Annotated in this window: 23 protein-coding genes and 1 other RNA gene; 8 read left to right on the top strand and 16 right to left on the bottom strand. The window is 71.4% G+C overall.

Annotated elements, in window-relative coordinates; all coding sequences use genetic code 11:
* Window positions 1-41 precede the first annotated feature (41 nt).
* From F0P95_RS16680 to F0P95_RS16670, 3 genes are all read right to left on the bottom strand, one after another.
* Window positions 42-890 (bottom strand): SirB1 family protein, encoded by an 849-nt coding sequence (locus tag F0P95_RS16680; RefSeq protein ID WP_054667412.1) that lies wholly within the window; start codon window positions 888-890, stop codon window positions 42-44.
* A gap of 65 nt (window positions 891-955) precedes the next feature.
* Complete coding sequence (locus F0P95_RS16675; protein ID WP_182335163.1) at window positions 956-1408, bottom strand: DUF192 domain-containing protein; 453 nt, start codon at window positions 1406-1408, stop codon at window positions 956-958.
* Between the two features lie 59 nt (window positions 1409-1467).
* Window positions 1468-1989: a hypothetical protein gene (locus F0P95_RS16670; RefSeq protein ID WP_182335162.1), complete on the bottom strand. Its 522-nt coding sequence runs from the start codon at window positions 1987-1989 to the stop codon at window positions 1468-1470.
* Between the two features lie 134 nt (window positions 1990-2123).
* Between F0P95_RS16670 and F0P95_RS16665 the strand changes: the two genes are divergently transcribed.
* Window positions 2124-2519, top strand: coding sequence for a helix-turn-helix domain-containing protein (locus F0P95_RS16665; protein ID WP_182335161.1), 396 nt, complete (start codon window positions 2124-2126; stop codon window positions 2517-2519).
* An 81-nt stretch (window positions 2520-2600) separates the two neighbouring features.
* Window positions 2601-3578: a hypothetical protein gene (locus F0P95_RS16660; protein WP_182335160.1), complete on the top strand. Its 978-nt coding sequence runs from the start codon at window positions 2601-2603 to the stop codon at window positions 3576-3578.
* A 33-nt stretch (window positions 3579-3611) separates the two neighbouring features.
* On the opposite strand, the gene rpiA is transcribed toward F0P95_RS16660, so the two are convergent.
* The 6 genes from rpiA to F0P95_RS16630 form a co-directional block, all read right to left on the bottom strand.
* Window positions 3612-4259, bottom strand: coding sequence for a ribose-5-phosphate isomerase RpiA (gene rpiA / locus F0P95_RS16655; protein WP_182335159.1), 648 nt, complete (start codon window positions 4257-4259; stop codon window positions 3612-3614).
* A gap of 104 nt (window positions 4260-4363) precedes the next feature.
* A complete protein-coding gene (locus tag F0P95_RS16650; RefSeq protein WP_182335158.1) occupies window positions 4364-4849 on the bottom strand; it encodes an EVE domain-containing protein in 486 nt (161 codons plus the stop codon).
* The gene (locus tag F0P95_RS16645; protein WP_054667403.1) at window positions 4846-5436 is read right to left on the bottom strand and encodes a 5-formyltetrahydrofolate cyclo-ligase; all 591 of its coding nucleotides are present in this window, start codon (window positions 5434-5436) and stop codon (window positions 4846-4848) included. The genes F0P95_RS16650 and F0P95_RS16645 overlap by 4 nt, the downstream gene beginning before the upstream one ends.
* Window positions 5437-5540: 104 nt before the next feature.
* A non-coding RNA gene (ssrS, locus tag F0P95_RS16640) (6S RNA) lies at window positions 5541-5725 on the bottom strand.
* An 86-nt stretch (window positions 5726-5811) separates the two neighbouring features.
* Window positions 5812-6111, bottom strand: coding sequence for a cell division protein ZapA (locus F0P95_RS16635; RefSeq protein ID WP_054667402.1), 300 nt, complete (start codon window positions 6109-6111; stop codon window positions 5812-5814).
* A complete protein-coding gene (locus F0P95_RS16630) occupies window positions 6108-6329 on the bottom strand; it encodes a TIGR02449 family protein (protein ID WP_054667400.1) in 222 nt (73 codons plus the stop codon). Before F0P95_RS16630 ends, F0P95_RS16635 begins: the two co-directional genes overlap by 4 nt.
* Window positions 6330-6455: 126 nt before the next feature.
* On the opposite strand from F0P95_RS16630, the gene F0P95_RS16625 reads away from it, so the two are divergent.
* Both F0P95_RS16625 and pepP read left to right on the top strand, forming a co-directional pair.
* Window positions 6456-7001: a YecA/YgfB family protein gene (locus F0P95_RS16625; protein WP_054667398.1), complete on the top strand. Its 546-nt coding sequence runs from the start codon at window positions 6456-6458 to the stop codon at window positions 6999-7001.
* 7 nt (window positions 7002-7008) lie between these two features.
* Window positions 7009-8334, top strand: a complete 1326-nt coding sequence (gene pepP, locus F0P95_RS16620) for a Xaa-Pro aminopeptidase (RefSeq protein ID WP_182335157.1) — start codon at window positions 7009-7011, stop codon at window positions 8332-8334.
* Between the two features lie 558 nt (window positions 8335-8892).
* Here pepP and pepQ read toward each other — a convergent pair.
* The 7 genes from pepQ to rph form a co-directional block, all read right to left on the bottom strand.
* Complete coding sequence (gene pepQ, locus F0P95_RS16615) at window positions 8893-10221, bottom strand: Xaa-Pro dipeptidase (protein ID WP_182335156.1); 1329 nt, start codon at window positions 10219-10221, stop codon at window positions 8893-8895.
* 79 nt (window positions 10222-10300) lie between these two features.
* Entirely contained in the window at window positions 10301-10648 is a 348-nt protein-coding gene (locus tag F0P95_RS16610) for a PilZ domain-containing protein (RefSeq protein ID WP_182335155.1), read from the bottom strand.
* Complete coding sequence (locus tag F0P95_RS16605; RefSeq protein WP_182335154.1) at window positions 10645-13140, bottom strand: DUF1631 domain-containing protein; 2496 nt, start codon at window positions 13138-13140, stop codon at window positions 10645-10647. The genes F0P95_RS16610 and F0P95_RS16605 overlap by 4 nt, the downstream gene beginning before the upstream one ends.
* Window positions 13141-13221: 81 nt before the next feature.
* Window positions 13222-14448, bottom strand: a complete 1227-nt coding sequence (hemW, locus tag F0P95_RS16600) for a radical SAM family heme chaperone HemW (protein WP_182335153.1) — start codon at window positions 14446-14448, stop codon at window positions 13222-13224.
* A gap of 26 nt (window positions 14449-14474) precedes the next feature.
* Window positions 14475-15071, bottom strand: coding sequence for an RdgB/HAM1 family non-canonical purine NTP pyrophosphatase (gene rdgB, locus F0P95_RS16595; RefSeq protein ID WP_182335152.1), 597 nt, complete (start codon window positions 15069-15071; stop codon window positions 14475-14477).
* Window positions 15068-15457, bottom strand: a complete 390-nt coding sequence (locus F0P95_RS16590; RefSeq protein WP_182335151.1) for a VOC family protein — start codon at window positions 15455-15457, stop codon at window positions 15068-15070. Before F0P95_RS16590 ends, rdgB begins: the two co-directional genes overlap by 4 nt.
* Window positions 15454-16182 carry a ribonuclease PH gene (gene rph, locus F0P95_RS16585; protein WP_054667385.1) on the bottom strand — a complete coding sequence of 243 codons (729 nt, stop codon included), beginning with the start codon at window positions 16180-16182 and terminating at the stop codon, window positions 15454-15456. Before rph ends, F0P95_RS16590 begins: the two co-directional genes overlap by 4 nt.
* Before the next feature lie 112 nt (window positions 16183-16294).
* Here rph and F0P95_RS16580 point away from each other — a divergent pair, with 112 nt between their 5' ends.
* The 4 genes from F0P95_RS16580 to rpoZ all read left to right on the top strand — a co-directional run bounded on the left by F0P95_RS16580 (window position 16295) and on the right by rpoZ (window position 19887).
* Window positions 16295-17155, top strand: coding sequence for a YicC/YloC family endoribonuclease (locus tag F0P95_RS16580; protein ID WP_182335150.1), 861 nt, complete (start codon window positions 16295-16297; stop codon window positions 17153-17155).
* A gap of 273 nt (window positions 17156-17428) precedes the next feature.
* Window positions 17429-18691: a serine hydrolase domain-containing protein gene (locus F0P95_RS16575; protein WP_182335149.1), complete on the top strand. Its 1263-nt coding sequence runs from the start codon at window positions 17429-17431 to the stop codon at window positions 18689-18691.
* Window positions 18692-18791: 100 nt separating this feature from the next.
* Window positions 18792-19403: a guanylate kinase gene (gene gmk, locus F0P95_RS16570; protein ID WP_182335148.1), complete on the top strand. Its 612-nt coding sequence runs from the start codon at window positions 18792-18794 to the stop codon at window positions 19401-19403.
* Window positions 19404-19587: 184 nt separating this feature from the next.
* On the top strand, window positions 19588-19887 hold the full coding sequence (gene rpoZ / locus F0P95_RS16565; protein WP_054667378.1) for a DNA-directed RNA polymerase subunit omega: 300 nt from the start codon (window positions 19588-19590) through the stop codon (window positions 19885-19887).
* Window positions 19888-20049: the final 162 nt, after the last annotated feature.

The raw sequence follows: 20049 nt of genomic DNA, 5'->3' as shown, positions 1-20049 counted from the left end.
TCCGGCCCGGTCGTGGCGGCCACGGCGCCGCCGCGGCCGCCTCAATGCAGCTGCGGCCGCCCGGCACCGGTGTCGATCAGGCGTTCGCGCACCTGCGCCGCGTCGGCGGCATCGGGTTCGCGCCGCAGGTACAGCGACAGGTCCGCGCGCGCGCCTGCCAGGTGGTCCAGGCGCAGGTAGGCCAGGCCGCGGTCGCGCAGCGCCTCGCTCTGCTCCGGGGCCAGTTTCAGGATGCGGTCGGCGCTGCGCGCGGCGCGGTCCCACTCTTCGCGTTCGGCATACACGCCATACAGGTTGCGCAGCATGCGCATCAGGATCGCGCGCGCCGGCGCCGGGTCGAGGATCTGCGCCAGCACCTGGTCGTCGGGGGTCTCGCCGCCCAGGTTGTTGCGGGCGCGCTCGCGCAGTTCGTCCACGCCCAGCGGACGGCCGCCGTTGAACGGGTCCATGACCAGCACCCCTTCCTCCACCGGCAGCCGCACCAGGAAATGGCCGGGGAAGGAGATGCCCTCCAGCGGCAGGCCGAGCCGCCGGCAGACATCCATCTGTACCAGCGCCAGCGAGATCGGGTTGCCCAGCCGGCGCGTGACCACCTCGTTGAGATAGCTGTTGCGCGGGTCGTAATAGGCGTCGTGGTTGCCGCTGTAGCCCAGCTCGTTGAACAGGTGGTGGTTGATGGCGGCGACTTTCAGCGGCCACTCGGCGATGGCCTCCACTTCCACCCGCAGGTGGTCGGCATGGGCCTGCAGCAGGCGGTCATAGCGGCCCGGGTCCAGGTGCGGGTATTCGTCGCGCGCGATCAGCAGCGCGGTCGGCAGCAACGGCAACGCGTCGTCGGCCAGCTCGGCCAGCGCGTCCCACTGCGGCAGGGTAAGGCGTGTGTCGGACATGCCCCAAGACTGGCGGCAAAGCGTGGCCGGTTCAAGGCATGCGGCGGCCCGGCGTGGGCGCGCGGTTACCTGCCCTTGGCAATGCCGGGGCCGAACACCAGCTCGGTGCCGTCCTGCAGTTTCAGCTTCGCCGCCTGGCCGGCGTTGAGTTCCAGCACGTAGCGTGCCGGCTTGAAGCTGGGGTACGGCGGGCAGGCGTCGCCGGCCGAGCAGGGCGGCACGTCGCGCTGCTGGCTGACCAGCCGGCGGGCGTCGTCGAAGTAGAGGATGTCCAGCGGGATGCGGGTGTTCTTCATCCAGTACGCCTGCGGCTCCACGCGGTCGTGGATGAACAGCATGCCGCGGTCCTGGTCCATGCGGTCGCGGAACATCAGGCCGCGGGCGCGGCTGGCGTCGTCCTGCGCCAGTTCCACGTGGTAGCGCGCGCCGCCCAGTTCCACCCAGTGTTCGCCGGCGCTGGCGCAACCGCCCAGCAGCAGCAATACGGACAGGCAGGCGGCATGGCGCGGCAGGGACATGGCGTGATCCACGAAGCGGAAGGAGGCGCTGCGCACCTTCACGGATGCGCCGCGCGGCGTCAAGCATCGCCCGCTACCGGGGCGCGCGTGCGCGGCCCAGCGGCGAATGCGGTGTGCAGCGCGCGGAACAGCGCGTGCACCTCGCCGCGCAGCCAGGTGCGGGTGGCGGCGCAGGGCTGCACGAACAGCTGGCACGACAACGCCAGCGCCACCGCGTCCAGGCCGAGCGGGTCGTCGTGGTTGCGGCCCAACTGGAAGAAGCGGTCGTACAGGTCGAAGCGGCTTCCCAGCAGGTGCCCGTACCAGGCATCCAGGGCATGGCCGATGTCCACCCCGGCGGCCTGCCGCGGTGGCGTCCAGTGCGGCGGCAGGTTCAGCGGCGGTACCGGCGCCGGCGTCGCGCCCGAATGCGCGTAGGCGCGGCAGGCCAGCCAGAAGCGGAACAGGCACAGCTCGGCGATCGCTTCGGATGGCGCCGGGTGCAGCCTGAGCACGGCGGCGTAGTGGCTGCGGTAGTCCACGTCCATGTAGCGGCGGAGGAATGGCTGCGGTGGCGCAGCGGCGGTGGAGGCGCTTTGCATGGGGCTTCTCCCGGGCTGGGGCGCGGTGCGGATGGGCGCCGCGCGTGGGTCCAGGGACAATGAAAGCAATTAGTTAATTAAAATGAAAGTAACAGGTGATCCCGTCGTGAGCGTGGTCCGTAACGTTTCCGGCCATGAGCGACGAACGCTTCGAATTTTCCCGCCGCTTGGGGCAGGCGATGAGCGCGGCCGGCTATGAGCCGCGGCCGGCGATCCTCTTCCGCCTGTTCAACGCGCGCTACACGGGGCGTTCGGTGAGCTTCCAGAGTGCGTCGCGCTGGCTGTCCGGCCGCTCCATCCCGGAGCAGGACAAGCTGCAGGTGCTGGCCGAATTGTTCGGGGTGGCGCCGCAGACCCTGCGTTTCGGCGAACCGGCGCGGGTTGCCGAGGCCCGTGGCGAATGGAATGCGGTGGGCGCGCGCGAACGCGCGGTGATCGATACCTTCCTGGCCTTGCCGCCGCGCCAGCGCGAACTGGTGGGCGAGCTGGTGAAGGCGCTGGCGCAGAACGGCAAGCGGCCCGCGCGCTGAGGCCGTCGCCGGGCCCGCGCCCGGGTGGACACATTTGCCGCGCGCATGCGTCAGGGAAGCATCCCAACCGGAGATGCGTGCATGGCTCTTTCCCGTTCCCCCGCTCCCGTCCTGTTGCCGGTGCTGCTGCTGTTGGCCGGCGCCGCACGGGCCGATACCGGCTGCCCGCCGCTGCCGGGCCTGGACCACTGCGTCGCCGGCGCGCATGGCTGGGTCTACGGCGCCGATGCCGCGCAGGTGCGCATGCTCGGCGGCGACCTGGCCGCCAGCGCCGAGGCGTTCGAACGCCATTTCGCGCGCGCGCCGCTGCGCCTGGCCGTGCTGCTGGATGCGCCGGCGGGCCGCATCGGCGCCGATGCGCGCGGGCGGCTGCTCGCCGCCGGTGCCGCGCAGGTGGTCGACTGGCCCGGCATGCAGGCCTTCCAGGCCGCCCGCGAGTCGACCCAGCCGGCCGACGATCCCGGCCGCCGCCTGCTCGCGGCCAACCCGGCCATCGGCCAGGCGATCTGGCGCAACCTGACCCGCCACGAACTGGGCCACGTGCTGTTCAACCTGGCCTACTGGCCGGACCTGGGCCGGACCTCGGGGCATGGCCATGCGCGCAGCCCGGACTGGCTCAACGAGGCGGCGGCGATGGTGCTGGAGGCCGATGAACTGGTGGCCCAGCGGCGGCGCCTGCTGCGTGGCATGGGCGCCGATCCGGCGCAGCCGCTGCCGGCGCTGGCCGAGTTCCTGGCCATGGCCAATCCGGCGCGCCCGGTGGGACAGGCCGCGCCCGCGGCCCGCGGCGTGAGCCTGGTCTATCGCAGCCCGGCCGAATCCGGCGACGCGGCGGCCGGGGCGCGCTACTACGCGCAGGTCCAGGGCTGGGCCGATTTCCTGGTGCAGGCCACCGCGGCCACCCGCGCCGGCGTACTCGGCAGCATCAGCGAGCGGATCGCCGCCGGCGGCAGTTTCGAGGACTGGCTGGGCGACACCGGCCCGGCGTTCGGGCTGCCGGGCACGCTGCCCGCGCTCGACCGCCAGTGGCAGGCCTGGCTGCAGGCCGCGGCGCGCTGACGCGCAGTCGCGGCCGTGGTCGCATGCCCGCGCTTACAGCACCTGCGGCGGCTGCCCGCCGACGATGACCACGTCGGCCGGGCGGCGCGCGAACAGGCCGACGGTGACCACGCCCGGGATCTGGTTGAGCTGCTGCTCCAGTTTCACCGGGTCGGTGATGGACAGGTTGTGCACGTCCAGGATCAGGTTGCCGTTGTCGGTGACCACGCCGTCGCGCCACACCGGCTGGCCGCCGGTCAGGGCCACGATCTCGCGCGCCACCAGGCTGCGCGCCATCGGGATCACTTCCACCGGCAGCGGGAACCTGCCCAGCACCTGGACCTGCTTGCTCGGGTCGACGATGCACACGAACTGCCTGCTGGCCTCGGCGATGATCTTCTCGCGGGTCAGCGCGGCGCCGCCGCCCTTGATCAGGTGCTTGTGCGGATCGCACTCGTCGGCGCCGTCCACGTACAGCGACAGGCCGCCGGTGTGGTTCAGGTCCAGCACCTCGATGCCGTGGCTGCGGAGCTGGGCGGTGCTCTGTTCGGAGCTGGAGACGGCGCCTTCGATCTGGTCCTTGATGCGCGCCAGCGCCTCGATGAAATAGGCGACCGTGGAACCGGTGCCGACCCCGACGATCATTCCCTTCTGGACGTACTCGATGGCTTTTTCGGCGGCCAGGCGCTTGGCTTCGGACATGGTGGACTCGATGGCGTTGGAGGAGGGGGAGCAGGCGTGGCGGCAACCGGTCCGGCGCTGCCCGGCAGCGCCCGTCGACGGCGGCAGCGGCCGCGCTGGCGGGATCAGGCCGGCAGTTTCTTTTCCAGCGACAGCAGCAGCTTCCACTGCGCGCCGGTGACCGGGAACACCGACAGGCGGTTGCCCCTGGCGGTCAGCGGGAAGCCCTCGCCCAGTGCATCGGCGTGGCGCTTGATCTCGTCCAGCGCGATCACCTGCGCCAGCCTGCGCTCGAAGGCCACGTCCACCAGGTACCAGCGCGGCTGTTCGCGGCTGGCCTTGGGGTCGTAGTAGTCGGAACCGGGATCGAACTGGGTGTCGTCCGGGTAGGCGTCGCTGGCCACCGTGGCGACGCCGACGATGCCCGGTACCTTGGTATTGGAGTGGTAGAACAGGATGCCGTCGCCGACCTTCATGCCGTCGCGCATGAAATTGCGCGCCTGGTAGTTGCGCACGCCGTTCCACGGTTCGGTACCCACCCGCTGCAGGTCGTCGATGGAAAAGGCGTCCGGTTCGGACTTCATCAGCCAGTAGCGCTTGCGGGCGGTCATGCGTGCGACGGTTCCGGGTAGAGAATGGCTTGCTCGGTGCAGATGGCATCCACCGCCACGTCCCAGTCCTCGACCGGCAGCGCCGGTACCTGCTGGGCGGCGAAGCCGGCGCCGACCAGCCAGGGCGGCGCGCTGCGCCGCTGGCGGAAAGCGAAGCTGCGATCATACCAGCCGCCTCCCATGCCCAGCCGCCGGCCAAGCGGGTCGAAGCCGACCAGCGGCACCACCACCAGCGCCATGTCCTGCGCCGGCAGCGCGTGCGCGGGGTCGATGTCCGGCTCCGGGATGCCATAGCGGTTGGCGCGCAGCGGCTGTCCCGGCCGCCATGGCGCGAAGCGCAGCAGCGTGTCGTGCAGCACCGGCAGGCAGTAGGTCTGGTGGGCGGGCAGCTGCATCTGCCAGCGGTACAGGGCGATCTCGCCATCCATCGCCCAGTAGCCGGCCACCGGGCCGTCGACATCGGCGAAGGGCAGCGCGCGCAGGTGGGCGGCCAGCGCATCGGCGGCCGCGATGTGCTCGGCGGCAGGGATGTCGCGGCGGCGCTGGCGCAGTTGTCGGCGCAGGGCCTGGCGGGCGTCGGCAGTCATCGGCGGCGTTGGTCGGGGCCTGGCGGCATTATCGGCCGATGTGCCGGCCGGTGCACGGACCTGCAAAGAAGAACGGCGCCTTGCGGCGCCGTTCCGGAATAATTGCATTCTCCGCCATGACGATGCGTGCGAAACGACCTTGAACCCGGGGTTCAAGTGGGGACGCTGGGGAACCATCGGGCTTCCCGCTGCAAGGCGGACCTGCACACCCGGTACCGTCGCGCCCCCGTGGTCGTCATTAAGGGACAAGGCGAATGTTTGCACACGCCGTCGTTCACGGCAGAGAACGCGACGCCAGTATAGCCGTGTTGCACGCATATGGCAGCGCTTGCACGCGGCAAAAAACGAACCGTCCGTCGGATGAATGCGACGGCCTCAGCGGCCTTCGTCGATCGCGCTGTCCAGGCGCCGGTTGAGGTCGTTCATCGCGCTCTGGAAACGCTGCTGCTGCTGCGCCAGTTCATCGCGCATCAGGTGCAGCTCATGGGCCAGGTTGAGCGCGGCCAGTACCGCCACCCGGTCCACCGCGGCCATGCGGTTGTTGCCGCGGATCTCGCGCATGCGCGCATCGAGCATGCGCGCGGCGGCGGTGAGGCTGTCGCGCTCGGCCGGCTCCACGCCGACGGTGTACTCGCGATCGAGGATGCGGACGCTGACCGGCTCGTTCTGGCTCACGTGTGCTGCTCCAGCGACTTGAGGCGGGTGATCATCGCTTCCACCCGCGAGCGCGCCTGCTCGTTCTTGGTCAGCAGTTGCGCGCGTTCGGCCACCAGCTGTTCCTGCTGCTGGCGCAGGCTGCGGTTCTCGTCGGCCAGGCGCTGGTTGCGTTCGAACAGCAGTTCGAGGCGGGCGGCCAGGGCCTGCAGCTGGGTGGCGGGGTCGAAGGAATCCATGCCCGGCACGATAGGCATGCGCCTCGGGGGTGGTCAAGATGGCCGACACCCTGCCGTTGCTACACTGTGCGGCCGTTGCCGCGCGGCGCGCGGCGGCCTTTCCCGCTTTTTGCAGACCCAGGTGACATGACCGATCTTCCCGCCGTCAACGACATCCTCCGGGCCAGCCAGTCGCTGGACCTCGGGGCCACCCCGGCCGAACTCCACGGTGGACTGTGCGGCTGGCTGGCCGCCGGCGGCGCCGACCTGCAGGCCTGGCCGGGCAGGGTGCTGGCCGACGACAACCTGCCCGTGCCGGAACCGGGCAGCGTGCTCGACCGCCTGCGCGAGGCGGTGGTGGCGCAGCTCGAGGACCGCGATTTCGCCTTCGAACTGGTGCTGGCCGCACCGGCGGCATCGCTGCAGGAGCGCACCGATGCGCTGTTCGACTGGTGCCGCGCGTTCCTGGGCGGTTTCGGCCTGGCCGCCGGCAAGCGCCCGGTGCTGAGCGAGGAGGGCGAGGAGGCGCTGCAGGACCTGGCGCGGCTGGCACAGGCCTCCAGCGACGAATTCGACAGCGCCGACGAGGACGAGGACGCGCTGGCCGAGATCGAAGAGTTCGTGCGCGTGGCGGTGCTGCTGCTGCACGGCGACTGCGTGATGGGCGCGCGCCACCGCCAGCGCCTGAACTGAGCCGGCCATGCACACGCTGACCGGCATTGCCGCCGCCGAATACGCCCAGCGCCGCCGCCAGCTGATGGAAGCGGCCGGGGACGACGCCATCCTGGTGCTGCCGGCCGCGCCCGAGCGCGTACGCAGCAACGACACCCATTACCCGTACCGGCAGGATTCGGACTTCTGGTACCTGTGCGGCTTCCCCGAGCCGGAAGCGGTGCTGGTGCTCATCCCCGGGCGCCGCCATGGCGAGACGATCCTGTTCTGCCGCGAGCGCGACCCCGAGCGCGAGGCCTGGGACGGCCCGCGCGAAGGCCAGGAAGGCGCGGTGGCGCGCTACGGCATGGACGACGCCTATCCGATCGAGGACCTGGACGACATCCTGCCGGGCCTGCTGGAAGGGCGTTCGCGGGTCTACTACCACTTCGGCCGCGACGCCGACTTCGACCTCAAGCTGATCGGCTGGGTCAACCGGGTGCGTTCGCAGGTGCGCCACGGCGCGCAGCCGCCGCACGAGTTCCTGGAACTGGGCCACCTGCTGCACGAGCAGCGCCTGTTCAAGTCACCGGCCGAGATCGCGCTGATGCAGCGCGCCGCCGACATCAGCGTGCAGGCGCACCGCGCGGCGATGCGGCTGGCGCGCGCCGGCATCCACGAGTACGAACTGCAGGCCGAACTGGAACGCGAGTTCCGCCGCCACGCCGCGTGCCCGGCCTACAACAGCATCATCGGTGCCGGTGCCAACGCCTGCGTGCTGCATTACCGCGCCAACAGCGGCGGCAGCGGCGATGGCGACCTGGTGCTGATCGACGCCGGTGCCGAGTACCACGGCTACGCCAGCGACATCACCCGCACCTTCCCGGTCAACGGCCGTTTCAGCGCCGAACAGCGCGCGCTGCACGACCTGGTGCTGGCGGCGCAGGTGGCGGCGCTGGAGCAGGCGCAGCCGGGCATCGCCTACGAGGAAGGCCACCTGGCCGCGGTCGAGGTGCTCACCGAAGGCCTGCTGCGGCTGGGGCTGCTCAGGGGCGACCTGGAGGAGAACCTGATCGAGGGCCATTACAAGCGCTTCTACCGGCACAAGACCGGCCACTGGCTGGGTCTGGACGTGCACGATGTGGGCGACTACAAACTCGCCGGCGAATCGCGGCTGCTCGAGGCGGGCATGGTGGTGACCATCGAGCCGGGGCTGTACGTATCGCCGGACGACCACAGCGTGGAGCCGCGCTGGCGGGGCATCGGCATCCGCATCGAGGACGATGTGCTGATCACCGCGGACGGACACCGGGTATTGACCGCTGCGCTGGAACGCAGCGCCGACGAGATCGAAGCGTTCATGGCCAGGGGCTGACCCGCCCGGCTGCGCTGCAGCACCTGCCCATGCGTGGCACGGGCAGGGCGGCGCGGCGCGGCCGCAGCGCCTGCCCTCGCGCCGGGTGTTGCCGTGGCTTTTGTTGGTGCGCGTGCTTTTGCTGCTGCGCCTGTGCGGTTGGCTTCCCCGCCGTGGAACGGGCCGGGCCGTACGGCGGCGGCGCCCAGGCGCACGTGTCCGCACGGAGCGGGGTACGCGCCGGCCCCGTGTTCCGCGAGCGCGCAGGCAATCGGCGGGCGCAGCCCGACGGATCGCGTGCGGCCATGCGTGCCGCGCCATCCGGTGGTTGGAAAAAGCGCTTCCCCGGGCTGCTTTTTGTTGCACCACCACAGATAAAGTGACGCGCGCCTGCGGAGCAGGCATGAACGCGGCTGGTTGCGTCGCTGCGGAACGGGGCCCGGCAGGCCAAAGGCCGGCGATCAGCCGCAGCTTTCAGGCGCAGTGCGGCCTGCGTGCTGGCGGGGCGCCGGCAAATGAAAAGCCCGGCCGCATGGCACGGCCGGGCCTGGATCCCGATGAGGGCTGGCGCGGACGCCGTCAGCCCTGCGCCGCGAACACCGGGCGGGTCAGGTTGTCGGCCTCGCCGTCGGTGCACAGCACCTCGTCCTCGATGCGGATGCCGCCATAGGGGCGGAAAAAGTCCACCCGCTCCCAGTTCACGCTGGCGGCGTTGCCGGCTTTCTTCACCTCGTCCAGCAGCATGTCGATGAAGTACACGCCCGGCTCGATGGTCACCACCATGCCCGGCTCCAGCACCCGGGTCATGCGCAGGTAGGGATGGCCGGCCGGGCGCTCGATGCGGCCGCCGCGGTCGCTGGCGGCGAAGCCGGCCACGTCGTGCACCTGCGCGCCGATCAGGTGGCCGATGCCGTGCGGGAAGAACGCCGCGCTGACGCCGCTGGCCAGCGCCGCTTCCGGCGACACGGTGATGACCCCGAACTCGCGCAGGATGCCCATCAGCGCCAGGTGCGCATCGACATGCAGCTGCTTGTAGTCGAAGCCGCTGCGCACCGCCGCGCACATCTGCCGCTGCGCGGCGTCCACCGCGTCGATCATGGCCTGGAACTCGTCGTGGCCGGCTGCGGCATAGGTGCGGGTGATGTCGCTGGCGTAGCCGTGCGCGGAGGCGCCGGCATCGATCAGGAAGCTGCGCGCCGGCGTCGGCGCGGTATGGCCGAGGTCGGTGTAGTGCAGCACCGCGGCGTGCTCGTTGAGGGCGATGATGTTGCCGTACGGCAGTGCGTTGCTGTCCTGGCCGGCGGCGCTGCAATAGGCCATGTGGATGGCGAATTCGCTGGCGCCGGCGCGGAACGCGGCCTCGGCGGCGCGGTGGCCGCGCGCCGCGGGCACCTGGGCCTGGCGCATCAGCGCGATCTCGTAGGGCGTCTTGAACGCGCGCCGGTAGTCCAGGTAGTCGATCACCGGCTGCGGGTTGTTGGGCACGAAGCCGCCCAGCGCGCTCTGCGGTTCGCCGAGGATCGCGCAGCGCGCCGGGTCCTTCGGCAGCAGCGCCAGGGCCTGTTCCGGGGTGCGGATGACGTGGATGTCGAAATGCTCGACCCACCAGCCGTTGGGCGCGGCCGGGACCGCGTGCCAGTAATCGTGCGGCTGGTGGTAGACCAGCTGCGGGCGGCGGCCGGGGGTATGGATCAGCCAACTGTCGGGCACGCGGGTCAGTGGCAGCCAGGCCTTGAACTGCGGGTTGACCGCGTACGGATAGTCGCGGTCGTCGAACACCTGGTAGTGCAGGCGGCCACTGGGCACGACCAGGTGGTCGAAACCGCCGCGGGCCAGCGCTTCGTCGGCGCGGCGGACGAGGGCATCCAGGTGGTCGGCGTACAGGGGGCCGGGATCGGGCAGGTTCATGGCGGGGCTCGCGGCAAGGCTGGAATCGGGCCACGATTCTGCCGCAATCGCTGCCGCGCCGCTGTGCCGTTTTCGTCGCTCAGGATGCCGGAAGGCTGGATTCGATCCACTGCCGCAGGCGTTCGCGATGGCCCTTTTCCAGGGTCAGGAAGCGGAAGCCGGCCCAGAAGTGGCCCGGCGCCTGCGCCGCCTCGCGCCACAGCAGGTGCACGCCGACATCGATCGGCACGTCGCCGCCACGGCCATCGGGGACCGGGAAGCGCAGCTGGTAGAGCGCGTCCTCGTTGAGCGGTTCGGAGGCGATCAGCAGCATGCCGGTTTCGGACACGTTGCCGAGCCGCCCGATCACGCCGGCGGTCATCGTATCGGTGACCGGCACCAGCGCGGGCACCTGCAGGCGCGGGGCGCGCCGGGTATCGGGGATCATGCGGACTCCGGAGCGGCGCTGCCGCCGGCGAGCGCGCGCAGGGCGCGCAGGGTGGCCTGCCAGGCGCGGTCGATCAGGCGGCCGCGGTCCTCGGTGACCACGCGCAGCTGGTCGCGCGCCATCAGCCGCGCCAGCGCGTCGAGCGAATGCTCGGCCATCTTCTGCCCGCGCTGGTTGACGAACAGCGCGTTGTCGGTGACCAGGCTGTACCAGGACAGGCGCAGGCGGCGGGCGTCGCCCTGCTGGTTGATGGTGAACTCGAACCAGGTGCCGAACGGCAGCGTGCGCAACTGCCGGTAAAAGCCTTCCTCGGCCGGCGTGCGCTCGGCCGCGGGCGGCGCCTGCGGATCCGCTCCGTCCCTGCTGTCGCCGCCGAGCCGGGCGCGGGCCTTGAGCCGGGCGGCCAGTTCGGTGCGCGAGGTGATCTCGTCCTCGCCGCCGGGCGTGGACAGGCGGCGGGCGATGGCCCCGGCCTCGTCCTCGTGGTAGCCGACCTGCAGCAGCGATTCCTCGATCTGGCCGCACAGCGCCGGGTCGGCGGCACCGTCGCCGCGGGCGGTGATCTCGCCGATGCGGCGGGTGGCCTCCTGGCGCTGGCGCCATTCCTCCGAGTCCTCGCCCTGGCGCAGCAGGGTCAGGGTCAGCACATCGCTCCAGGCTTCGTGCAGCAGGGTCTGCACGAACTTGGGCGGGCTGGCCGCGCGGCACAGCTGGCCGATGGTGCGCCCGGCCAGCTGCTTGGCCGCTTCCAGCCGTTCCTTGCCGCGTGCGGCTTCGATCTGCCGGCGTTCGGTGACCTCGGCCTTGCGCACCGCCGCCTGCAGGTGCGACTGCACCTGGCGGTTGGCGGCGGCGAACACCGCCTCGTCACCCTGGTACTCGGCGACGACGCGGTCCACCGCTTCGCCGAGCTTCTGCAGCAGCGCGGGGTCGCCGTCGTCGTCGCCCAGCCATACCGCGCCGGACTCGGCCACGGTGTTGAGCAGTTCGCGCGCCGGGTGCTGGTCGCGGATGAAGAACGCCTCGTCGCCGACGGCGGCGCGCGCCAGCGGCACCTGCAGGCGGTTGAGCAGGTCGCTGGCCGGGCCATTGCTGCGCACTTCGCGCTGGATCTGCCCGTAGAGCATGCCCAGCAGGTCCAGGGTGTTGCTGTCGCGGGACGAGAGCGTGGCGCTTTCGCCATGCTCGGCGCGCACCTGCGACAGCAGCGCCTTCTGGATGTCGCCGAAACTGCGGCGCGCGCCGGGTGCCGCGCCCTGCGGCTGCAGCCGTGCGAGCACGTCCATCACCGCCTCGCTGGGCACCGCGCGCGGCGCCGGCGCGGCGCTGGCCTGCGCCGCTGCGCCCGCCAGGTCCGCGGGCGCAGCGCCCGGGGGGGGGCCGGCAGGGCGCAGCGGGCTGCCAAGCGCGGCCAGCTGCGGAAGGATGTCGCTGGCGGCGACCATGCCGCCAGCAGTGCCGGCAGTGCCCGTAGCGGCAGCTCCGCCGCTGCCGGCCTGCAGTTGCTGCGCCAGCAGCTGCCGCGCGGCGTCGAGCAGCTCGTGCAGCGAGGCCATGCTGGCCGCTGTCGTAGTCGTAGGCGTGGCGGGGGTCGGGCCAGGTCCGCCAGGACCACCAGGACCGGCCGGCGCGGGCACCGGCAGGGCGCCCATCGCGGCCTCCGCCCATGACGCCGCCGGCGCCTGTCCCTGCCACTGGGTCAGCGGCCGCGGCACCGCCGCGGACGCGCCCTCGCGCGCGGCCGTGGCGGGCCCGCCGGTGGTGCGGCGCTGGCCGGCCGGCCGTGGCAGGTAGGGAATGTAGACCAGCCCCGGCAGCACGCCTTCGCGCGCCAGCAGGATGTTCAGGCGGTCCAGCAGCTCGACATGCCGCTCCATCGCCTGTCGTTCGAACACGTGGTAAAGCTGCTGCTGCGCCTCCAGGTTCAGCCCCAGCCGTTCGCCACAGGCGCGCAGGATCCGGCACAGCGCGTGCGGCCCCACCGGCAGGCTCTCGGCATCGAACGCCGGTTGCGCGGCAAGCACGCCGAAGCGCTGCCCGAGCAGCTGCAGGTGTGACTGCGCGCGGTAGCCTTCGCGCCGCGCCATCTCGTGCAGCACGATGTCGCGGTCGATGTCGGTATCGGTGACCAGGGTCATCGCCGGAATCGCCGGCGTGGCGGCGGGCGCGCCACCGGGCGCGGATGGACTGCGCAGTCGCGCCAGGTCGTCGGCCAGCGCGTCCAGGAACCAGCCCGGGAACTCGGCGGCATGCACGCCCAGCTGGCGGATCTGCGCGTAGACATCGGCCTGGACCTGGCTGCTGCGCGCCTTCTCGGCAAGGCCGAACAGCTCGCGCTCCAGCTGCACCATGGTCAGCTGCAGCGGCGACGCCAGTACCTGCGCGGCGATGCCGTGGACGGCCTGGAGCAGGTGGCGGACCCGTTCGGGGACCGGCGCGCCGGCAAGGCGTGCCGACGCCTGGCTGGAAAAGGGTGCTGTGGTGCCTGACATCCGCTGTACATTCCGCCCCTGGTGGGCGATTTCTATCATTTCGCCGGTGTTACCGCCACTTGCCGCGCAGGGGCGCCCTGTTCAGGGCAGGAACAGCTCGACCACGTCGTTGGTGAAGCGCCGCCCCAGCTCGGTGGGAACGACGCGCCCGCCGTCGCGGCGCAGCCAGCCGCGCTCCACCGCGGTGGCCAATGCCGGCTGCAGCACGGCGCGGCCCAGCCCGGTGCGGGCTTCGAAGTCGCGCAGCTCGAAGCCTTCATGCAGGCGCAGCAGGTTGAGCATGTATTCGAACGGCAGCCGTGCGGCGTCGATCACGTCGTCGCCGCCGATCGCCGCGGGGCTGCCGGCGGTGTCCATGAAGGCCTGCGGGTGCTTGTGCTTCCAGCGGCGCAGCACCTGCTGCTGCGCGCCAGAGCTGATCTTGCCGTGCGCGCCGGCACCGATGCCCAGGTAGTCGCCGAAGCGCCAGTAGTTGAGGTTGTGCGCGCACTGCCAGCCATCGCGAGCATAGGCGCTGACCTCGTAGTGGCCATAGCCGGCCTGCGCCAGCAGCGCCTGGCAATGCTCCTGCATGTCCCAGGCGCCGTCCTCGTCGGGGATGCCGCGCGGCGGCCGCGCGAAGAACACCGTGTTCGGCTCCAGGGTGAGCTGGTAGTGCGAGATGTGCGTGGGCTCCAGCGCGAAGGCGCGCTCCAGGTCGTGTTCGGCCTGGGCCAGGGTCTGTTCCGGCAGCGCGTACATCAGGTCGATGTTGAAGTTGCGGTAGCCGGCGTCCTGCGCCAGTTTCACCGCACGCTCGGCCTCGCCGCTGTCGTGGATGCGGCCCAGGCGCCTGAGCGCGTCGTCGTTGAAGGTCTGGATGCCGAAGCTGATGCGGTTCACGCCGGCGGCGCGGTAGCGGTCGAAGCGGCCGTGCTCGGCGGTGCCGGGGTTGGTCTCCAGCGTCACCTCCAGGTTCGGCGCGAACCGCAGCCGCGCGCTGGCCTGCTGCAGGAAACGGTCGATCGCCTCGGGCGGGAACAGGCTGGGCGTGCCGCCGCCGAAGAACACGCTGTTGACCACCCGGCCCCAGACCAGCGGCAGGTCCTGGTCCAGGTCGCGGACCAGCGCGTCGATGTAGGCGTCGAACGGCAGCGCGCCCTTGCCGGCATGCGAGTTGAAGTCGCAGTACGGGCATTTGCGCACGCACCAGGGCAGGTGCACGTACAGCGACAGCGGCGGCGGCACCAGCTGCACGGCGGCATGCGCGTGGTCCCCGGCGCAGGCCGCGCCGGGCGGGTGGTGGCAATGGTCGTGGGAGTGCGGCATGGACGGCTGCAACTTCGCGGTGGAGGTCAGTGCCAGGCGGCGAGCTGCCGCTTGAGCTGCTGCAGGGCGATCGCGCGGTGGCTGATGGCGTTCTTCAGCGCCGGCTCCATTTCCGCGGCGGTCAGGCCATGGCGCTCGTCCAGGAACACCGGGTTGTAGCCGAAGCCATGGTGGCCGCGCGGCGCGTGGGTGATGCGTCCTTCCCAGCGGCCCTCGCAGATCAGCGGCTGCGGATCGGCGGCATGGCGCAGCAGCACGATCACCGCGTAGAAGCGGGCGCCGCGCTCGCCGTCGGGGATGCCGGCCATCGCCTCGAGCAGCTTGGCGTTGTTGGCCGCGGCATTGCCCGGGAGGCCGGCGTAGCGCGCGCTGTACAGGCCGGGCGCGCCGCCCAGGGCGTCGACGATCAGGCCCGAGTCATCGGCCAGCGCCGGCAGGCCGGTGGCCTGGCAGGCCGCACGGGCCTTGAGCAGCGCGTTCTCGACGAAGGTCAGGCCGGTCTCCTCGACGTCGCCCAGGCCCAGCTCGGCGGCCGAGGTGACCTGCAGCGGCAGGTCGGCGAGGATCTCGCGCATCTCCGCCAGCTTGCCGGCATTGTGGCTGGCCAGTACCAGGGTCTTCATCGGCGGGGCTCCAGCAGGTCCCAGGTGTTGCCGTACAGGTCGCGGAACACCGCGACCGTGGCATAGGGTTCTTCGCGCGGCGCTTCCAGGAACGGCACGCCGGCGGCGAGCATGGCCGCGTGGTCGCGGTGGAAATCGTCGGTGTGGAGGAAGAGGCCGACCCGGCCGCCGGTCTGGTTGCCGATGCGGCTGCGCTGCGCCTCGTCGCTGGCGCGTGCCAGCAGCAGCGCCGCGCCGCCCCCCTCGGCCGGCCCGACCACGACCCAGCGCTTGTGGCCCTGGTCGACATCCTGCAGCAGCTGGAAACCGAGCTTGCCGGTGTACCAGGCGATGGCCTCGTCGTAGTCGGCCACCACCACGGTGACCAGGGCGATGCGCCGGTTCATGCCTGCGCCAGGGCGGCCTGCTGTGCGGCGAACAGTTCGCCGATGCCCTTTTCGGCCAGTGCCAGCAGCGCATCCAGCTCATCGCGGCGGAAGGCATGGCCTTCGGCGGTGCCCTGCAGCTCGATGAAACCGCCGCCATCGTTCATGACGACGTTCATGTCGGTGTCGCAGTCGCTGTCCTCGGCGTAGTCCAGGTCCAGTACCGGCACGCCCTTGTAGACCCCGACCGACACCGCGGCAACCGCGCCGAACACCGGGTTGCGCTTGATCTCGCCGCGCTTGAGCAGCGTGTTCACCGCATCCACCAGGGCCACGTAGGCACCGGTGATGGCGGCGGTGCGGGTGCCGCCGTCGGCCTGCAGCACGTCGCAGTCCAGGGTGATGGTGCGTTCGCCCAGCGCGTTGCGGTCGATGCACGCGCGCAGGGTGCGGCCGATCAGGCGCTGGATCTCCAGCGTGCGTCCGCCCTGCTTGCCGCGTGCGGCCTCGCGGTCGGAACGGGTGTGGGTGGAGCGCGGCAGCATGCCGTACTCGGCGGTCACCCAGCCTTCGCCCTTGCCGCGCAGGAACGCCGGCACGCGGTTTTCGATGCTGGCGGTGCACAGCACGCGGGTGTGGCCGAAGCTCACCAGCACCGAGCCTTCGGCATGGCGGGTGAAGCCGCGCTCGAGGGTGACGCTGCGCAGCTGGTCGGCCTGGCGGCCGCTGGGACGGGAAAAGGTCATGGAAAATCCGGGTGTCGATGGAGCGTCGTGGGGGCGCCCGGGCGGCCTGCGGGGCCGGCATCCGGGGACGCCTAGGGTACCATTCGCCCTTTGCAACGCACCGGAAATCCACATGATCCGAAGCATGACCGCCTATGCCGGCGGCGAACGCGGCACGCGCTGGGGCACCCTCGGCTGCGAGCTGCGCTCGGTCAACCACCGTTTCCTCGAAGTGGGGGTGCGGTTGCCGGAGGAGCTGCGCGCGCTGGAGCCGCAACTGCGCGAGCGCGTGGCCGCGCGCATCAGCCGCGGCAAACTGGACCTGGTGATACGCCTGCGCGCGCCGGAAGCGGCGCCCACGCTGGCAGTGGACGAGGCGCTGGTGGAGCAGCTGGGCGACCTGGCGCGGCGCCTGCACTCGCGTTTCCCGGACATGCGCATCGGGTTCACCGAACTGCTGGCCTATCCGGGCGTGCTGCGTGGCGAAGCGGTCGATGCCGCGGCGCTGCATGCCGAGGCGCTGGCGCTGCTGGACGAGACCCTCGACGGCTTCGTCGCCGCGCGCGAGCGCGAGGGCGCCAAGCTGACCGCGGCGATCAGCGAGCGGGTGGATGCGATCGAACGCATCGCCGGCGAGGTGCGCGAACTGATCCCGGCCATCCGCGAGGGCCAGCGCGCCAAGCTGGCCGCGCGCCTGGCCGACCTGCCGCACCCGGTCGACCCGGGCCGCGCCGAGCAGGAACTGGTGATGTGGCTGCAGAAGCTCGATGTCGACGAGGAACTGGACCGCCTCGGCAGCCATATCGGCGAGATCCGCCGCGTGCTGCGCCAGCGCGAGCCGGTCGGCCGCCGCCTGGATTTCCTGCTGCAGGAGTTCAACCGCGAAGCCAACACCCTGGGCTCCAAGTCGGTGGACAGCCGCACCTCCAACGCCGCGGTCGAGCTGAAGGTGCTGATCGACCAGATCCGCGAGCAGGTGCAGAACCTGGAGTAACCGCTGCCGGAGCCGCCGCGCCGCGCGTTGCGTTTCCCGCGCGGGTCGCCGCATCCCCGCGGCCGGCAGCATGTCGCCATGCGCGGGAGGGCCCTGCAGGTGCCGGGCCATGCCTGCGCGACCGGGTGGCCCGTCCGCACGGCCATCGGCGTGCTCGCGGCGTCAGCCGATGCCGCCGGGCGGCATCGGCGCCTGCCACGCGGCGGTCGGCCGCGCTTGCCGCCACGGGCGGCGACTGCTATGCAGTTCGTCCCTTGGCGCAGAGGTGTGGGCATGCACGCAGCGGTTGTTGATCCGATCCATCGACGCCGATTCCTGGCGGCCGCCGCGGGTGGTGCGGCGTTGACCCTGTTGCCGATGGCCGGGCGCGCGGCGGCGCCTGTGCGCGACGACCCGCGCTGGATTCCGTCCGATGCGTTCCTGGCCACGCTGCCGGAATGGATGCGCGCCTTCGGCGTGCCCGGTGTCGCCATTGCCGTGGTGGAGCAGGGCGAACTGGCCTGGCACCGCGGGTTCGGCGTGGCCGACGTGGAAAGCGGCGCGCCGGTGGACGCGGACAGCGTGTTCGAGTGCGCCTCGCTGAGCAAGCCGGTGTTCGCCTACCTGGTGCTGCAGCTGGTGGATGCCGGCGCGCTGCAGCTCGACCGCCCGCTGGTGGACTACCACCGCCCCGATTTCCTGGCCGATGACGATCCGCAGCTGGCGCGGATCAGCGTGCGCGACGTGCTGCGCCACAGCAGCGGCCTGCCGGACTGGCGCGCGCACCCCGATCGCGACTCGTTGCGCACCCTGGTCGCGCCGGGACAGCGCGTGAATTACTCCGGCGAAGCCTTCTTCTGGCTGCAGCGGGTGGTGGAGACGGTCACCGGGCAGAGCCTGGACCAGCTGGCACGGGAGCGCCTGTTCGGGCCGGCCGGCATGCAGGGCAGCACCTATACCTGGAACGCGCACGCCGCGCGCCATTCGGTGGTCGGCGTGCCGGCACCCGGCGCGCGGCCGGGGGTGCAGACGTTCGGCGCGCAGTGGCCGCTGCTGCAGCCGCTGGCCGAGGCCCGGGGCAAGCCGCTGTCGGACTGGACCTGGGATGACGCGGTGCAGGCGCTGCCGCAGGCGCAGGCCGTCGCGCCGGCCGGCATGTTCGTGTGGCCCGGTGACCTGCTCGCCAATGCCGCCGCCAGCCTGCGTGGCCCGGTGCAGGACTATGCGCGTTTCATCGCCCACGTGATGCAGCACCCGGCGCGGCAGGACTGGGAGATCGCCGAGGCGACCCGGCAGGCGATGCTGGCGCCGCAGCTGGCGGTGCGGCCGGGCTGGCTGGACAAGGGCCTGGGCTGGAACCTGGAACGCGTCGATGGCGGCAACCGCTGGTTCTTCCATGGCGGCTCCAATGCCGGCCGCTACAAGACCTTCGCGGTCGGCGACCCGCAGCACGGGCGCGGGCTGGTGGTGATGACCAACGGCGGTGGCGGTACCGGCGTCTACCAGCGCATCGTGCGCGCGGCGACCGGCCGCGACATGCTCGCCTTCGACCTCTGATCCGGACCGGTCGACGCGGTCCGCCGGGCCCGGCATTTGCAGCCGCGGCCCGGGCTGGTTATCGTGCGCCGCCCGAACCATCGACCCGGAGATCCGCGCGATGCGTGGCACCCTCTACATCGTCGCGGCCCCCTCCGGCGCCGGCAAGAGCAGTCTCGTCAACGCCACCCTGGCGCGCGACGCGCAGATCGCGCTGTCCATTTCCTTCACCTCGCGGGCGATGCGCCCGGGCGAGATGGACGGCCGGCATTACCACTTCGTCAGTGCCGCCGAGTTCGAGCGCATGATCGCCGCCGGCGATTTCTTCGAGTACGCCCGCGTGCATGGCGACTGGAAGGGCACCGCGCGGCAGTCGGTGGAGCCGCAGCTGGCCGCGGGCAAGGACGTGCTGCTGGAGATCGACTGGCAGGGCGCGCGCCAGGTGCGCGCCAAGGTGCCCGACGCGGTCAGCGTGTTCATCCTGCCGCCGTCCAAGCAGGCGCTGGACGACCGCATGCGCAAGCGCGGCCAGGACAGCGAGGCGGTGATGGCGCAGCGGCTGGCGGCCGCGCGCGAGGAAATGCAGCATTACGACGAGTTCGACTACGTGATCGTCAACGAGGTGTTCGACACCGCGGTGGACGAGATGTGCGCCATCTTCACCGCCAGCCGCCTGCGCCGGGCCCAGCAGCAGGTCCGCCACGGCGGCCTGATCCGCTCGCTGCTGGACTGAGGCGCGGCCCGGCGGGCCGGGTACAGGCCCTGGCGGCGCCCGATCCCGCCGGGACGGGCAGGCAACTGATTGATTCCAAAGGACCGGGGGGTGCGGTGATTTGTATCCCCCGGCGTCCGCCTGTACAATCCCCGGCCTTTCCCTCATCCGATCGAGCGGCCGCTGCTGGTCGCCGGGAGCTCGCATGGCCCGCATTACCGTAGAAGATTGCCTGGAAGTCGTTAACAACCGTTTCGAGCTGGTCATGATGGCGTCCAAGCGCGCCCGTCAGCTGGCCAACGGCGTGCAGGCCACCCTCGACAACAGCGAGACCGAGGACAAGCCGACCGTGCTGGCGCTGCGCGAGATCGCCGCCCGCAAGATCGACAACGCCCTGATCGAGGAAGTCGAGAAGGCCGAGCGCGAGCGTGCCGAGCGCGAGGCGCTGGAATGGGCCGCCGCCGAAGTCGTCGCCGACGAAGACATGTCCAAGAACGACGACTGATCCGCCGGGTCATCGTTGTGCACCGACAGCCCGCCGCGTGCGGGCTGTCTGCTTTCCGGACCCCGTCACCCTGAAGAACCGCACCCGGATGCGTCCGCAGGAAAGCCCCCGGGTCAGGGGCGCCGCGAAGCGGCGGGGTGCCGATGAGCGAAAGACGGGCCC

The sequence above is a fragment of the Stenotrophomonas acidaminiphila genome (genome assembly GCF_014109845.1).
Lineage (GTDB): Bacteria > Pseudomonadota > Gammaproteobacteria > Xanthomonadales > Xanthomonadaceae > Stenotrophomonas > Stenotrophomonas acidaminiphila.
The sequence above is the reverse complement of the archived record's forward strand: the minus strand, read 5'-3'. Positions and strand labels throughout refer to the sequence as shown.